The organism is Mesorhizobium sp. USDA 4413 (assembly GCF_056280365.1).
Map to the genome: position 1 here is coordinate 3228457 of NZ_JBVPRP010000001.1, position 15404 is coordinate 3243860.

The 15404-nt window shown below is 63.9% G+C and carries 17 protein-coding genes; 12 read left to right on the forward strand and 5 right to left on the reverse strand.

The genetic code is table 11. The features are described 5' to 3' along the window. Positions 1-63: 63 nt before the first annotated feature. Positions 64-960 carry an alpha/beta fold hydrolase gene (locus tag ACVMIM_RS15395; protein ID WP_476112965.1) on the reverse strand — a complete coding sequence of 299 codons (897 nt, stop codon included), beginning with the start codon at positions 958-960 and terminating at the stop codon, positions 64-66. Between the two features lie 231 nt (positions 961-1191). Beyond that, entirely contained in the window at positions 1192-3225 is a 2034-nt protein-coding gene (locus ACVMIM_RS15400; RefSeq protein ID WP_476112966.1) for a lytic transglycosylase domain-containing protein, read from the reverse strand. A gap of 293 nt (positions 3226-3518) precedes the next feature. Between ACVMIM_RS15400 and dapA the strand changes: the two genes are divergently transcribed. From dapA to ACVMIM_RS15415, 3 genes are all read left to right on the forward strand, one after another. Then, complete coding sequence (gene dapA / locus ACVMIM_RS15405; protein ID WP_476112967.1) at positions 3519-4400, forward strand: 4-hydroxy-tetrahydrodipicolinate synthase; 882 nt, start codon at positions 3519-3521, stop codon at positions 4398-4400. 25 nt (positions 4401-4425) lie between these two features. After that, the gene (smpB, locus tag ACVMIM_RS15410; RefSeq protein WP_041002108.1) at positions 4426-4905 is read left to right on the forward strand and encodes an SsrA-binding protein SmpB; all 480 of its coding nucleotides are present in this window, start codon (positions 4426-4428) and stop codon (positions 4903-4905) included. 85 nt (positions 4906-4990) lie between these two features. Continuing rightward, positions 4991-5734, forward strand: coding sequence for a glycoside hydrolase family 25 protein (locus ACVMIM_RS15415; RefSeq protein WP_476112971.1), 744 nt, complete (start codon positions 4991-4993; stop codon positions 5732-5734). Here the strand turns inward: ACVMIM_RS15415 and ACVMIM_RS15420 are convergent. Both ACVMIM_RS15420 and ACVMIM_RS15425 read right to left on the reverse strand, forming a co-directional pair. Continuing rightward, positions 5703-6359: a uracil-DNA glycosylase gene (locus ACVMIM_RS15420; RefSeq protein ID WP_476112973.1), complete on the reverse strand. Its 657-nt coding sequence runs from the start codon at positions 6357-6359 to the stop codon at positions 5703-5705. The genes ACVMIM_RS15415 and ACVMIM_RS15420 overlap by 32 nt on opposite strands. Before the next feature lie 12 nt (positions 6360-6371). Continuing rightward, a complete protein-coding gene (locus ACVMIM_RS15425) occupies positions 6372-6953 on the reverse strand; it encodes a LabA-like NYN domain-containing protein (protein WP_040984251.1) in 582 nt (193 codons plus the stop codon). A 303-nt stretch (positions 6954-7256) separates the two neighbouring features. Between ACVMIM_RS15425 and rpoZ the strand changes: the two genes are divergently transcribed. The 4 genes from rpoZ (at position 7257) to ACVMIM_RS15445 (ending at position 11191) form a co-directional block, all read left to right on the forward strand. Beyond that, entirely contained in the window at positions 7257-7658 is a 402-nt protein-coding gene (gene rpoZ / locus ACVMIM_RS15430) for a DNA-directed RNA polymerase subunit omega (RefSeq protein WP_041002102.1), read from the forward strand. 167 nt (positions 7659-7825) lie between these two features. Next, on the forward strand, positions 7826-10060 hold the full coding sequence (locus tag ACVMIM_RS15435) for a RelA/SpoT family protein (RefSeq protein ID WP_278052374.1): 2235 nt from the start codon (positions 7826-7828) through the stop codon (positions 10058-10060). A 99-nt stretch (positions 10061-10159) separates the two neighbouring features. Continuing rightward, positions 10160-10738 (forward strand): orotate phosphoribosyltransferase, encoded by a 579-nt coding sequence (gene pyrE / locus ACVMIM_RS15440; RefSeq protein ID WP_476112974.1) that lies wholly within the window; start codon positions 10160-10162, stop codon positions 10736-10738. Between the two features lie 69 nt (positions 10739-10807). After that, complete coding sequence (locus ACVMIM_RS15445; RefSeq protein WP_476112975.1) at positions 10808-11191, forward strand: VOC family protein; 384 nt, start codon at positions 10808-10810, stop codon at positions 11189-11191. Here ACVMIM_RS15445 and ACVMIM_RS15450 read toward each other — a convergent pair. Further along, positions 11184-11699 carry a GNAT family N-acetyltransferase gene (locus ACVMIM_RS15450; RefSeq protein WP_476112977.1) on the reverse strand — a complete coding sequence of 172 codons (516 nt, stop codon included), beginning with the start codon at positions 11697-11699 and terminating at the stop codon, positions 11184-11186. The genes ACVMIM_RS15445 and ACVMIM_RS15450 overlap by 8 nt on opposite strands. 216 nt (positions 11700-11915) lie before the next feature. Between ACVMIM_RS15450 and ACVMIM_RS15455 the strand changes: the two genes are divergently transcribed. The 5 genes from ACVMIM_RS15455 to era all read left to right on the forward strand — a co-directional run bounded on the left by ACVMIM_RS15455 (position 11916) and on the right by era (position 15380). Beyond that, positions 11916-12503, forward strand: a complete 588-nt coding sequence (locus ACVMIM_RS15455; RefSeq protein WP_476112979.1) for a DUF2062 domain-containing protein — start codon at positions 11916-11918, stop codon at positions 12501-12503. Beyond that, positions 12500-12913 (forward strand): holo-ACP synthase, encoded by a 414-nt coding sequence (gene acpS, locus ACVMIM_RS15460; RefSeq protein WP_041002090.1) that lies wholly within the window; start codon positions 12500-12502, stop codon positions 12911-12913. The genes ACVMIM_RS15455 and acpS overlap by 4 nt, the downstream gene beginning before the upstream one ends. Before the next feature lie 79 nt (positions 12914-12992). Next, on the forward strand, positions 12993-13742 hold the full coding sequence (gene lepB, locus ACVMIM_RS15465; protein ID WP_041002088.1) for a signal peptidase I: 750 nt from the start codon (positions 12993-12995) through the stop codon (positions 13740-13742). Continuing rightward, entirely contained in the window at positions 13729-14463 is a 735-nt protein-coding gene (gene rnc, locus ACVMIM_RS15470) for a ribonuclease III (protein WP_442920280.1), read from the forward strand. The genes lepB and rnc overlap by 14 nt, the downstream gene beginning before the upstream one ends. Beyond that, positions 14448-15380, forward strand: coding sequence for a GTPase Era (gene era / locus ACVMIM_RS15475; RefSeq protein WP_476112981.1), 933 nt, complete (start codon positions 14448-14450; stop codon positions 15378-15380). Before rnc ends, era begins: the two co-directional genes overlap by 16 nt. Positions 15381-15404 lie beyond the last annotated feature (24 nt).

Below are 15404 nucleotides of genomic sequence, written 5' to 3' on the forward strand. Positions count from 1 at the left end.
CCTCGCCGGCCGGCAGAAATCTATATTTCGTGATAAAGCTCGAGGCCGATATAGTCTCGGGCTTTACTTTTGTTTGACTTGATTTTCTTCCCGATCGAGAAATACGGCGATCTTCTCGGGCAGGTCTCCGATTTCGAGGAAAGGGGCGTGGCCCTGGCCTTCGGCGGTGATCGATTGCATACCAGGATGCCGCTCCTGCATCTCCTTGAGCGTCGCCGTGGAAAGCAGTTTCGAGTTTGCGCCGCGAATGGCAAGCAGCGGGATGGGGGTAAGAGCGTCGAACTGCGGCCACAGGTCCGGCAGCGGCTTGCCGAAGTCGATGCCGGCCAGCGTGTCGATCAGGGCCGGATCGAAATCCGGCACCCAGCCGGCCTCCGTCTGGCGGCAGATCGCCCGGACCATCCGCGCCAAGTCGGCATCGGTGAGTGCCCGAAAGTCGGCGCCATGCACACGGCGCTGAGCATCCACCGCCTCGGTGAAAGTCTTCGCTTTCGGCGCGCGGTCGAGATAGGAGCGGATATGGGCGAGGCCCTCCGCTTCGATCACCGGGCCGATGTCGTTCAGCACGATGGCTTTCAGTGCGGCCGGCTTCAATGCCCCGAGCACATGAATGATCAGGCCGCCGCGCGAGGTGCCGATGAAGGCGGCCTGCTCGATGCCGAGCGCAGACAGTCCGGCAAGCACATCGCCGGCTTCGACCCCGACATTATAGTGGCCGATATCGGGGTCGTGGTCGGATTGTCCGCGGCCGCGATAGTCGAAGGCGATGATCTTGCGCCGGCTCTTCGTCTTGCTTGAAAGGTAGAGGGCCAGTTCATGGAAGTCGCGGGCATTGCGGGTGAGGCCAGGCAGGCAGACGACCGGCCAGCCGCTGTTGCCCTCGCCATAGATCCGGGCATGGAGCTTCAGGCCGTCAGGTGCGGCGTAGAAAAAGTCGGAAAAGCCTTCGTCGCTCGCCATCGGAATACTGCTCCTCGCTTGGGGGTGGCCGACAGCTACAGGCGAGGGCAGGGATCGTCAAATGGGAGGCTCTTTTCCTTCTCCCCTTGTGGGAGAAGGTGTCGCCGAACGGATGAGGGGTGTTCCAGCGGAGTGAGACGTTGGTGTTCCCTGGAACACCCCTCATCCGTCTCGGCGCTACGCGCCGATCCATGCTTCTCCCACAACAACGGGAGAAGAGAAGGACGCTGCTCAGTTCCGTCCGTTCACAAGGTCCCCCACGATGTCGTATTTCCCCGAAATACGCATCTTGTAGACCTCGTAATTTTCCATCACGCGTTGCACGTAACTTCTTGTTTCTGTGTAGGGAATCCGCTCGATCCAATCGACGACCGCGTCCACGTCCTTGCCGCGCGGGTCGCCGTATTTCGCCACCCATTGGGCGGCGCGGTTCGGGCCGGCATTGTAGCCGGCGAAGGTCAGCACATAGGAGCCGCTGAAGCGGTCGAGCTGCTCGCCGAGAAAGGCCGAGCCCAGCGTCGCGTTGTAGCCGGCGTCGGTGGTCAGCCGCGCCTGCGAGAAGGTCATGCCGGCCTTCTTCGCCAACTGCTTGGCGGTGCCCGGCATCAGTTGCAGCAGGCCGCGCGCGCCGGCGCTGGAGACGGCGCTGACGTTGAACTCGCTTTCCTGGCGGGCGATGGCATAGGCAAGCGCCTTGCCGGACCCCGAAACATTGGCCGAATCGGGAATGACACCCAGCGGGTGCGACAGCGCACCGACATCGATGCCGCGCTGCGCGGCGATCTTGCCGACCTTCAGCGCCATGAAATGGTTCCCCTGCTTTTCGGCCAGCAGCGCAAGCAGCGCCAGTTCGCCCGGGCTGGTCAGTTGCCCGGCAAGGTCGCGGTAGAGCGTTTCGGCGTAGCGGTCATAGCCCGCCTCCTGCAGCCGCTTGATCGCGTTCACCGCCTCGCGGCCGTCGAAGCTCTGGCGGTCGGCCGCACTCGGTTTCGGATAGGCGATGTTGAGCGTCCTCAAGCCCACGCGCTCGCCCGCGAGCTGGCCGTAGAAGGTCGTGCCGTAGCTGGCCGCGCGTGTGAAATAGTCCTTGGCGCTGCCTGGGCCGCCGACTTCCGCCGCGCGGCCGAGCCAATAATAGGCGCGCGACAGCGACACCGGTCCCTGCGCGAGCTCGGCGATGCGCGAAAAATGTTTGGCCGCCGTCGCCGGGTCGTTGAGGCCGCGCAGCGCATACCAGCCAGCGTGGAACTCGGCCTCGGCGGCATTGGCCGGGCTTTCGGCCGCATGCATGGAGACGATTTTGTAGGCGGTCTTCATGTCCCCCTGGTCGACCAGCTCGCGCGACAGCACGCGGCGCTCGACCCACCAGGCATCGGGGTCGACCAGCGAATCGCGGTTCGTCGGCGCCTTCATCACGACAGCAGCGGCATCGGCGAATTTCCGCTGCTTGCGCAGATATTCCGCCTCGGCGAAGAAATAGCCCGCCGAGCGCTGCGCCGCGGGCACCGCCTTCAACAGCTTGGCGGCGTTCTTGTCGCCCTTGCCGGCGGCCGCCCAGGCATCCGCCAGCGGCTGTGCCCCAGCGAGGCCGGCGACCCGCAGCGCCGAGGCTGGCCGGTCGGCATAGAACATGCGCTCCATGCGGTAGCGATGGTCGGCCGCCGGAATCAGCGTGCCGAACTCTTTGATAATGGCATTCTCATCCTTGGCTTCCAGCTTTTCGCTGCGCCAGAACGGCACCAGCACTGCGCGCGCCGCCGCCTGGTTGCCAAGCGCCACCTGCGAGCGGGCAAGGATGATGACGCCCTCCGGCGTCAGTGGCTGGCTGCGGCCGAAGGCCTGCACCACCACTTGCGGCGGCGGGTTCTCGCGATAGAGCGCGCGCTCGCTGTTCTTGCGTAGCGCGATCGTACCCGGCCATCCGGGAAGCATCTTGGCGGCATCGGCGATCTCGCCGCTCGGCACCTGGTCGCCGCCGTAGAGAGCGATCGCCCAGGCCAGGATGTGCCGGGCGAGCGAAATGGCGGGCAGTGTGTCGCGCGCATTGCGCGCGCCGGCAATGTTGTTGGCTGCAAGCGCGTCGAGGCCGCTCTTGAGGTGCGCTATGTCGGTTGACGGCGCGGCGGGGCCGGGCGGTTGCGGGGACTTGGGAGCCGGGATCGAGGCCGTCATGCGCGCGTCGACGCTGCCGCCGATCGCCATGCCTGGCGTCAGCGCGACGATCGCGCCCAAAAGCGCGAAGAGATGAGGCCGCCTCGTCGGCATTTTACGATCCTAGCACATTGTCAGCAGGCGCGGGCACTTGAGAACCCGATGCGAAGCCTAAACTTAGGTCGTGAAGGGCTCGTAAACAAAAGGTTATCGAGGCCGTTCGAATTGCGCGTGCTGGCACCATGGTGATCCTTGCCGCTGAACAATGTCGAGACTATGGTGCGCGGCTTCGCTTTCGGTTAAAAGGCGCGCAAATAAGATGCCGACGCATGTCGCCCAAAACTGGGGAACCGGCTTGGGGGTAACGACTTGCACAAACGAACAAAGTTCCAAGGAGTTTGGACGATATGCTGAGAGGCTCGCTCACCGCGCTCGTGACACCGTTCGAAAAGAGCGGGCGCTTCGACGAGAAAGCCTTTCGCGCTTTCGTCGAATGGCAGATCGCCGAGGGCACCAAGGGTCTCGTTCCCGTCGGCACCACCGGCGAGTCGCCGACGCTCTCGCATGAGGAGCACCGCCATGTCGTGAAGGTCACCATCGAGGTGGCCAAGGGCAGGGTGCCGGTCGTGGCCGGCGCAGGCTCCAACAACACCGAGGAAGCGGTCGGCTTGGTGAAGTATGCCGAACAGGCCGGCGCCGACGCCGCCCTTGTAGTGACGCCTTATTACAACAAGCCCACGCAGCGCGGCCTTTATGAGCATTTCGCCGCCGTTGCCCGCGCGACCAGCCTGCCGATCATCATCTACAATATCCCGCCGCGCTCGGTGATCGACATGACGCCCGAGACGATGGGCAGGCTGCGCCACGACTTCAAGAACATCGCCGGCGTCAAGGACGCCACCGGCAAGGTCGAACGTGTTTCCGAGCAGCGCATGACCTGCGGCAAGGATTTCATCCAGCTCTCCGGCGAGGATGCTTCCGCGCTTGGCTTCAACGCCCATGGCGGTGTCGGCTGCATCTCGGTGACGTCCAACGTCGCGCCGCGGCTCTGCGCCGAGTTCCAGGAAGCGACGCTCTCGGGCGACAGTGCCAAGGCGCTCGAGCTGCAGGATCGTCTCCTGCCGCTGCACAAGGCGATCTTCATGGAGCCTGGCGTGTCCGGCGCCAAATACGCGCTGTCGAAGCTGGGCAAGATCGAGAACGTGGTCCGCTCGCCGCTGGTGACGGTCGAAGCTTCGACCGCCGAGAGGCTCGACGCGGCGCTGAAGCACGCCGGCTTGATTAATTAGGGATGAGGCGCCACCTCTCCGCATTATGAATCAAGTCAAGAAAGCCGACCCCAACAACAGGACGGTCGCCGAAAACCGCAAGGCGCGCTTTTCCTATGAGGTGCTCGACACGATCGAGACCGGCTTGGTGCTGACCGGCACCGAGGTCAAGTCGCTGCGCCAGGGCCAGGCCAACATCCAGGAGAGCTACGCTTCGGCCGAGGGCGGCGAGATCTGGCTGATCAATTCCTATCTGCCGGAGTATCTGCAGGCCAACCGCTTCAACCACGAGCCGCGCCGGCGCCGCAAATTGCTGGTCTCCAAGCGCGAGATGGCCAAACTCTCGCAAAGCGTCGAGCGCGAGGGCATGACGCTGGTGCCGCTGAAAATCTACTTCAACGATCGCGGCCGCGCCAAGCTGCTGCTCGCGATTGCCCGGGGCAAGAAACTGCACGACAAGCGCGAGACCGAAAAGCAGCGCGACTGGTCGCGCGAAAAGGGTCGGCTGCTGAAGGAGCGCGGCTGAGCTTCCGAGCTCGCCGCACCCGATCGCCTGAAAAAAGCCGCCGGCCGGTTCTCCGGTCCGGCGCGTACGCGCCTTCCGACGGGGGATGGTCTTGGGCAAGCGGATTGTGTTCTGGGGCCTCGCCGGCGTGGTTGTCGCCTGTGCAGTGGCGGCGGGTGCCTTCTTCTGGTTCCGTGGCTTTTCGCCCGATCGCGAGGAATTCCCGATCCGGGGCATCGACGTCTCCCACCATCAGGGAAAGATCGATTGGCCGCGCGTCGCGGCCGACGATGTCGCCTTCGCCATCATCAAGGCGACCGAAGGCGGCACCCATGTCGACACCCTGTTCGCGACGAACCTGCGCGAGGCGCGCGCCGCGGGCCTCGCGGTCGGCGCCTATCACTTCTTCACCTTCTGCCGCCCAGGCGCCGATCAGGCGAGGAACTTCATTGCGGTGGTGCCGCGCGGCGAGCCGCTCTTGCCGCCGGTGGTCGACATCGAATTCGGCGGCAATTGTCCGCAGCGTCCATCGCCCGAGCAGTTGAACGCCGAGCTTGCCGCTTTCCTCGGCCCGGTCGAGGCAGCATTCGGCAAACAGGCGATCTTCTATTTGACCGACGAAGCGGCCGTTGCCTATTCCGGCAGCATCATGACCCGTCAGCGCTGGCTGCGTTCGCTGGCGATGAGGCCACGCGAGAACGGCTGGGTTTACTGGCAGTATCACAATATGGGCCGCGTCGACGGTATCGAAGGCGATGTCGACCTGAACGTTCTGAAGGGCAGCCGCGAGACGCTGGCCGAATTGTTCGCGCCTGAATCTAGCTCTTCAGGAACGCCGCGATCTCCCTGAACACGTTGACGAACATTTCCTCCGTCAGCACGCCCGTATTGGTGTTGTAGCGCGAGCAGTGATAGCTGGAAAACAGCGCGACGCCGCCGGCTTCCTGCCGCCCGCCATGGCGGAACGGAAAGGCTGCGACGCGCTCGCCCAGCGCCCGCACTGTCGACTGGTGCGCGATCGAACCCAGCGTCAGTATGGCGCGAAGGTTAGAGAAGCGCGCGATGGTGGGTTTCAAAAAAGTCCTGCAGGTCGCGATTTCGGCGCCCACCGGCTTGTTCTCCGGCGGCACGCAGCGCACCGCGTTGGTGATCGCCGTGCCGACAAGCTCGAGCCCGTCATCCGGCCTTGCCTTGAACTCGCCGCGCGCCAGGCCATGCGCGATCATCGTGCCGTAGAGCAGGTCGCCGGCATAGTCGCCGGTGAAGGGGCGTCCCGTGCGGTTGGCGCCACGCAGGCCGGGCGCCAACCCGACGATCAGGAGTTTGACGGAATTCTCCCCTTCCGGTGGCAGGAATGTCGGCACCGGCGCGTTGAACCAGCCCGGCTCACGCTCGCGCCATGCGGCGATAAAATCATGCAGCCGGGGACAGAGCGGGCAGTCACGGCTGGGTTCCGGGGAGGGAGCGGCGCTCAAGGCCGCAGTCCGTCAATAATCGTCCTCGTCGACTTCGGCGGGTTCCGGCCGGCGCACCGGCCGCTCGGACGGATCGCGGCCGACCTCGCTCTTCAGCGTCATCAGGTCGATGAAATGATCGGCCTGGCGGCGCAGATCGTCGGAGATCATCGGCGGCTGGGAAGCCATGGTCGAAATGATCGACACTTTGCGGCCGCGCCGCTGCAGCGCCTCGACAAGCGTGCGGAAGTCGCCGTCGCCGGAGAAGATCACATAATGGTCGACGACATCGGCGAGCTCCAGCGCATCGACGGTCAGCTCGATGTCCATATTGCCCTTGATCTTGCGGCGGCCGGTCGAGTCGGTGAATTCCTTGGCGGGCTTCGTCACCACCTTGAAGCCATTGTAGTCCAGCCAGTCGATCAACGGCCGGATCGAGGAATATTCCTGATCCTCGACCAGCGCGGTGTAGTAGTAAGCGCGCAGCAGATAGCCGCGCTTTTGGAAGCTCGAAAGAAGCTTGCGGTAGTCTATGTCGAAGCCCAGCGCGCGGGACGTGGCGTAGAGGTTGGCGCCGTCGATGAAAAGAGCGATCTTTTCACGGGGATCGAACATTGAAAAACATCCCTTTCGAAAATTTCTGTCGTCTAAAAGCGTGTGACGAATAGGTCCGACAAATGGACCTCGCTGCCGTCACATTCGAGATAACGCGCAATTTGTGGATATCCAAGGGCAGGGCCGGCATTGCAAGCAATTGTGATCGCGACTATGTGAGCGCCATCATCGCGCGCTCCGATGGTGAGCCGGGCAACAGGCCGCAAAGCCGGCGCCGGCGCCATAAAGCTTGTATTTCGCCCGCGCCCGCGTTATGGAGCGCGTCAGCTTTCCATCAAATCCATCGCATGAAAGGGGCAGTCCATGGCCCGCGTAACCGTTGAAGATTGCATCGACAAGGTCGACAACCGTTTTGAACTCGTGCTGCTCGCCGGCCATCGCGCCCGCCAGATCAGCCAGGGCGCGCAGATCACCGTTCCGCGCGACAATGACAAAAACCCGGTCATCGCACTGCGCGAGATCGCCGAAGAGACGCTGTCGCCCGACGACCTCAAGGAAGACCTGATCCACTCGCTGCAGAAGCATGTCGAGGTCGACGAGCCGGAGGCCGAGGGCGAGGCGATCACCGACCAGACCGGCGCGACCGCTGTCGCGGCCGACGCCGACGACGCCGAGGAAAACATCGCTTTCGATCGCATGAGCGAGGAAGACCTGCTCGCGGGCATCGAAGGTCTGGTGCCGCCGGAAAAGAGCGACGACTACTAAGAGCTTTTGACAATTCTGCTCAGCTGGTTGTTGAGCGGTTCTGAAAAGCTTCCGGGTTCGCCTGGATCAAGCATCCGGTACTTCCGTCTCGTAACTTTCGTGGCTATCTATGGGATGCGTCGCACGTCGGTGCGGCGCAATCATTTCAGCACCGCGAGATCCCGCCCATGATGCGTCAGTATGAGCTTGTCGAGCGCGTGCAGCGCTACAAGCCTGACGTCAACGAGGCGCTGCTTAACAAGGCTTACGTCTATGCCATGCAGAAGCATGGCCATCAGAAGCGCGCCTCGGGCGATCCCTATTTCTCGCATCCCCTCGAAGTCGCTGCCATCCTCACCGACATGCACATGGACGAGGCGACCATTGCCGTTGCCCTGCTGCACGACACGATCGAGGACACGACGGCGACCCGTGCCGAGATCGACGAGCTGTTCGGCCCCGAAATGGGCAAGCTGGTCGAGGGCCTCACCAAGCTGAAGAAGCTCGATCTGGTCTCCAAGAAGGCCGAGCAGGCGGAGAATTTGCGCAAGCTTCTGCTCGCGATCTCCGAGGATATTCGCGTTCTTCTGGTCAAGCTCGCCGACCGCCTGCACAACATGCGCACGCTCGACCATATGCCGGAATCCAAGCGCCTGCGCATTGCCGAGGAGACGATGGATATCTATGCGCCGCTGGCCGGGCGCATGGGCATGCAAGGCATGCGCGAGGAGCTGGAGGAAATCGCCTTCCGCTACATCAATCCGGAGGCTTATCGTGCCGTCACCGCAAGGCTTGCCGAGATTTTCGAGCGCAACAAGGGCGTCCTGCAGGAGATCGAGACGGCGCTGTCCGGCCTGTTCGAAAAACATGCCATCAAGGCGAGCGTGAAGAGCAGGCAGAAGAAGCCCTGGTCGGTGTTCCGCAAGATGGAGGCCAAGGCGCTCTCCTTCGAGCAGCTCTCCGACATTTTCGGCTTCCGTGTCGTCGTCGATACGGTCGACGACTGCTACCGCGCGCTTGGGGCCATCCACACCACCTGGTCGATGGTGCCCGGCCGCTTCAAGGACTACATCTCGACGCCGAAGCAGAACGACTACCGTTCCATCCACACCACCATCGTCGGCCCGTCGCGCCAGCGCGTCGAATTGCAGATCCGCACCAAGGAGATGAACAAGATAGCCGAATATGGCGTCGCAGCGCATTCGATCTACAAGGATACCGGCGGCAAGATGAACGGCACGGCCCATGCGATCTCGCGGGAGACCAACGCCTATGCCTGGCTGCGGCGCACCATCGAGCAACTGGCCGAAGGCGACAATCCGGAGGATTTCCTCGAGAACACCAAGCTGGAGCTTTTCCAGGACCAGGTGTTCTGCTTCACGCCCAAGGGCATGCTGATCGCGCTGCCGCGCGGCGCCACCCCGATCGATTTCGCCTACGCCGTCCACACCGATGTCGGCGACACCTGCGTCGGCGCCAAGGTCAATGGCCGCATCATGCCGCTGATGACGGAACTGAAGAATGGCGACGAGGTCGAGATCATCCGCTCCAAGGCGCAGGTGCCCCCCGCCGCCTGGGAGTCGGTCGTGGTCACCGGCAAGGCGCGCGCCGCCATCCGCCGCGCCACCAAGAATGCGATCCGCAAGCAATATTCCGGCCTCGGCGCCCGCATCCTCGAACGCGCCTTCGAGCGCGCCGGCAAGACGTTCGCCAAGGAGAGCCTGAAGCCGGTGCTGCACCGGCTGGCGCGCAAGGACATCGAGGACGTGCTGGCTTCCGTCGGCCGCGGCGAGCTGAGCTCGACCGATGTCATGAAGGCGGTCTTCCCCGACTATAAGGACGAGCGCGTCACCGTCGCCCCGCCCAAGCCGCGCGAGGAAGGCTGGTCGAAGATCCGCAACGCCGCCGGCATGCTGTTCCAGATGCCCGGCACCCGCGCCGCGCGCAAGGACAGCAAGAACCAGCAACGCGACGGCGCGGTGCCGATCCGCGGCGTGCGCGGCGACCTGCCGGTGCGTTTCGCGCCGGAGGGCGCCGTGCCCGGCGACCGCATCGTCGGCATTATCCAGCCGGGGACCGGCATCACCATCTACCCGATCCAGTCGCCGGCCCTGCAGGCCTTCGACGACCAGCCCGAGCGCTGGATCGACGTGCGCTGGGACATCGACGAGCGCACCAAGGAGCGGTTCCCGGCGCGCATCTCGGTCACCGCCATCAATGCGCCGGGTTCGCTGGCCGACATCGCCCAGGTGGTGGCATCCAACGACGCCAATATCCACACGCTGTCGATGGTGCGCACCGCGCCCGATTTCACCGAGATGCTGATCGACCTCGAGGTCTGGGATTTGAAGCACCTCAACCGGCTGCTGTCGCAGCTCAAGGACAATTCGAGCGTCAGCGATGCGCGGCGCGTCAACGGGTGAAGTGAATAGTGAATAGTGAATAGCGAATAGCGAATAGTGAAAGAAGGCGCTCTCACCACCATTCACCATTCACCACTCGCCAAAGGCATGGAGCGAACAATGAACACCGACGAAGTGCTGGGCATTTTCCGCGAGGCCGGCGCCGTTCTCGAAGGTCATTTCATTCTGACGTCGGGCCTGCGCAGTCCGGTCTTCCTTCAGAAGGCGCGGGTCTTCATGCATGCCGACAAGACCGAGCGCCTCTGCAAAGCGCTGGCCGAGAAGATTCGCAAGGAGGTGCCCGGCAGGATCGACTATGTCGTCGGCCCGGCCATCGGTGGCCTGATCCCGGCCTATGAAACATCGCGCCATCTCGGTGCCCCGGCGATCTGGGTCGAGCGGGAAGGGGGCGAATTCAGGCTGCGTCGCTTCGAGATCGCCAAGGGCGCGCGTGTCGTTATCGTCGAGGACATCGTCACCACGGGCCTGTCGATCCGCGAGACCATCGATTGCTTGCGCGAGCTTGGCGCCGAAGTCGTGGCTGCGGCCTGCATCATCGACCGCTCGGCCGGCAAGACCGATGTCGGCGTGCCGCTGATCGCCCTTGCCGAATATGAAGTGCCCGCCTATCCCGCCGACCGCCTGCCGCCGGAACTTGCCGGCATTCCAGCCGTTAAGCCGGGAAGCCGCAACATCTGACTCTCTAATGCAGGAAAACAAGCGCTTGGGCGCGTCGCTTGAATCTCTCCGGCAGCCGCTGGGGTTGCAATGATCGCCGGCATCGACCATTTCGTGCTGACGGTCCGCTCGGTCGAGGCGACCTGCGAGTTCTACCAGCGCGTGCTAGGCATGCGGCGGCTGGATGAGCCAAACCGGCCGACCGCACTGTTGTTCGGCTCGCAGAAGATCAACCTGCACGAATCCGGCCGCACTTTCGAGCCGAAGGCGAAGGCGCCGACTCCGGGCTCCGGCGATTTCTGCCTCGTGGCGGCGGTGCCGCTTGCGGAAGTCCAGGCGAGCCTCGAAGCCAATAACGTGACGATCGAGGTCGGTCCGGTCGGGCGCACCGGCGCGCGGGGCGCGATGATGTCAGTCTATTTCCGCGATCCGGACGGCAATCTGGTCGAGGTCAGCGAGTATCCGCTCACCTGAGATCGAGCCGCATGGCACAGCGCTGGTCCAAAGCCATGCCGTGCTCGGCCTCATCGCCGAGCAGGCTGTCCAGCCGTCCATCGATCTCGGCATCTTCCAGAATGCGAAATCCGAACTTGCGGTAGAAGGGCGCGTTCCAGTGCACGGTGCGAAACGTGGTCAGCGTCACCGCAGCCAGGCCGCGCCGCCTGGCGTCCGCGACCGCCCGTTCGAGCAACGCGCGGCCGATGCCCTGCCCCTGCCGATCGAGGTGCACGTCCAACTCCCAGACATGCAGCGCATCGCCCTCCATCCCGGCGCTCAGGAATCCGACCGGCCGGTCCTTCTCGTCTGCGGCAACCCAGCATGCGCCCGCGGCGATCAGCACGCTGTGTCGCTCGACGCTGACATTGTCTCCATCGGCGAGCCACGCCAGTTCCGCGATGGCGCGGAACGCCAGTCCGGCGGACTGTTCGATCTGCGGCAGTGCCTCGGCGTCCTCGGCCCGCGCCGGTCGAATGGTGATCATTTGGCTCCGCATCCCGATTGTCTTCCTCAGTTTCGCCAGAATGACGGCCTTGTTACAGCCTGCGGCAGACGATCGCGGCGGCGTTTCGTTGTCGCGCGGCTCAGTCGTCGCTATATCAAAGTTTTGTTGCCTTTCTGCGCCCTCGGAGCGCAAGATAGTTTGGCGCGACCCGGTGGTGGCAGGGGCAGCGCGTGTTGGACCGGGAACTGGAACAGAGTGCTTTTTCGACGCCGAGAGCCTGATGGCCTCCTTGAGCGGGTGCGTACTTATCTATGGCCGCGCCGCTCGTTCTCACGTTCCGTGCAGTATTTCTCCAAACGCATCCTGCGGCTGAAGGCGACGCCGCATTCGGTCGCCGCCGGCGTCGCCGCGGGTGTTTTTGCTTCCTTCTTCCCGCTTGGCTTCCACTTCATCGTCGCCGCTGTGCTGTGCTGGATCATCGCCGGCAATCTGGTCGCGGCGGCGCTCGGCGCCGTGTTTTTCGGCAATCCGCTGACATTCCCGCTTTTGTGGGGCGCATCCTGGGAAACCGGCAAGCTGCTCCTGCATGAGCATCTCCCGAGGCACGGGCCGCCCGAGCATCTGGGCGAGATGATGCACAAGCTCTCCTTCGCCAAGCTCTGGCACCCTGTTCTGGAGCCGATGTTGGTTGGCGCGGTGCCGCTCGGCCTCGTCTTCGGGCTCGTGTTTTACGGCATCACGCGCTGGGGCATGATCGCGTTTCGCGCGCAGCGCAGGAAGCGCATGGCCGAGCGCGCCGCGAAGAAGTCGCGGCAGGGCGGACGGGAAGTGCCGGCGGAATGATCATCGGCATCGGCAGCGACCTGATCGACATCAGACGCATCGAAAAATCGCTGGAGCGGCACGGCCAGCGCTTCGTCCAGCGCATCTACACGGAGGTCGAGCAGGCCAAGTCGGAAATGCGCGCGGCACGCGCGGCTTCCTACGCCAAGCGCTTCGCCGCCAAGGAGGCCTGCGCCAAGGCGTTGGGCACCGGCATGGCCGAGGGCGTGTTCTGGCGTGACATGGGCGTGGTCAACCTGCCGAGCGGCGCGCCGACCATGGCGCTGACCGGCGGCGCCGCGGCCAGGCTGGAGAAAATCCTGCCGAAAGGCCACCGCGCGGTGATCCATCTCACCATCACCGACGATTTCCCGCTTGCTCAAGCCTTTGTGATCATCGAGGCGGTGCCCGCCGAACAAGCGCCACATTGATTCCATCTGACCACCAGCGGCATGACGTTGCCCAGCGCGCGCCAAGACTCTATACCAACATCGCACAATCGAGGACGACATGAGCGTGGCTGAAAAATCGCAGAAGAAATCCGGCGGGCTTGGTGAAACCTTCTCCGTCATCATCCAGGCTCTGCTGCTCGCGCTCGTAATCCGCACGTTGCTCTTCCAGCCCTTCTCCATTCCGTCCGGCTCGATGCGGCCGACGCTGCTCGAAGGCGATTATCTCTTCGTCACCAAATGGGCCTATGGCTATTCGCGCTACTCGCTGCCTTTCGGTCCCGATCTCTTCTCCGGCCGCATCTGGGGCTCGGAGCCCAAGCGCGGCGACGTGGTGGTGTTCAAGTTCCCGCCGGATCCGTCGATCGACTACATCAAGCGTGTCGTCGGCCTGCCCGGCGACAAGATCCAGATGAAGAACGGCCAGCTTTTCATTAATGACGTCGGCGTGCCGCGTGTGAAGACCGGCCAGATCGACAATCCCGACGTCACCGAGGAAAACCGGCCGATCGACGTCTATCGTGAAACGCTGCCGAACGGTGTCAGTTACGACACGCTCGACATCAATTCCGATTCGATCGGCGACAACACACGCGAATTCGTCGTGCCGCCTGGCCACTATTTCATGATGGGCGACAATCGCGACAATTCTTCCGACAGCCGCTTCGCCGTCGGCTATGTGCCGGCCGAGAACCTTGTCGGCCGCGCCAACCTCATCTTCTTCTCGATCGCCGGCAAGGCAAGCCCGCTCGAGATCTGGAAGTGGCCGTCGCTGATGCGCGCCGGACGCCTGTTCCATTTCGTCCACTAGAGCGATGGCGGCCAGCAAGCGTTTGACCGCCGATGCTCTGGCCGAAGCGCTTGTCGAGCGTACCGGCCACGCCTTCGCCGACCGCCAGCGCCTGCAGCGGGCGCTGACCCATGCCAGCGCCCGTTCGACCCATGCCGGCGTCGACTACGAGCGCTTCGAGTTCCTGGGCGACCGTGTTCTCGGCCTCGTCGTCGCCGACATGCTGCTCGCGACCTTTCCCGATGCCGCCGAGGGCGAGCTGTCGCTGCGCCTCAACGCGCTGGTCAATGCCGAGGCGCTGTCCGAGATCGCCGAGGAGATCGGGCTGCCGGAGCTGATCCGCGCCGGCTCCGACGTGCGCAATCTCGACGGGCGCAAGCGCACCAATCTGCGCGCCGATGCGCTGGAATCGCTGATTGCCGTGCTTTACCTGGATGGTGGCCTTGAGGCTGCCCGCGCATTCATCCACCGTTATTGGCAGCCGCGCTCGCAAGCGATCGGCGCTGCGCGGCGCGACGCCAAGACCGAATTGCAGGAATGGGCGCACCAGGCGGCCGCCGGCGCCGTGCCGGCCTACCGCGTAGACGGCCGCGAGGGGCCGGATCACGATCCGCTGTTCACCGTCAGCGTCAAGGTCGGCTCTTTCGCGCCGGCGACCGGCAGCGGCCGCTCCAAACGCGAGGCCGAGCAGGCTGCCGCGGCTACTCTTTTGCTGCGCGAAGGCGTATGGAGCGCGGCATGAGCGATACGCAAACCCCTGAAGCCTCCGCGACGCGCTCCGGCTTCGTCGCGCTGATCGGCGCGCCCAATGCCGGCAAGTCGACCTTGGTCAACCAGCTGGTCGGCGCCAAGGTATCGATCGTCACGCACAAGGTGCAGACCACCCGCGCCATCGTGCGCGGCATCGCCACGCATGACAACGCGCAGATCGTCTTCGTCGACACGCCCGGCATCTTCAAGCCGAAGCGGCGGCTGGACACCGCTATGGTGGCGACCGCCTGGGGCGGCGCCAAGGATGCCGATGTCGTCGTGCTTTTGATCGACGCGGAGCGCGGCATCAAGGGCGACGCCGATGCCATCCTCGACCGGCTGAAGGACGTTAAGCAGCCGATGCTGCTCGTCCTCAACAAGGTCGATCGCGTCAAGCCGGAGACGCTTCTCGCCCTGGCAGCGACCGCGAACGAACGCGTGCCGTTCAAGCGCACTTTCATGGTGTCGGCGCTCACCGGTTCCGGCTGCAAGGACCTGCTCGATTATCTCGCCGAGACGTTGCCCTTGGGTCCCTGGTACTATCCGGAAGACCAGATCTCCGACCTGCCGATGCGCCAGCTCGCGGCCGAGATCACGCGCGAAAAACTTTATCTGCGGCTGCATCAGGAGCTTCCCTATTCCTCGCATATCGAAACCGAGAAATGGGAGGAGAAGAAGGACGGCTCGGTACGCATCGAGCAGGTGATCTATGTCGAGCGCGACAGCCAGAAGAAGATCGTGCTCGGCCACAAGGGCGAGACGATCCGCGCCATAGGCCAAGCCGCGCGGACCGAGATCGCCGAAATCCTCGAGCAGAAGGTGCACCTCTTCCTGTTCGTGAAGGTGCGCGAGAACTGGGGCGACGACCCCGAGCGCTACCGCGAGATGGGACTGGAGTTTCCCCATTGATGTTTGCCGCCCAAAAGCGCTTAT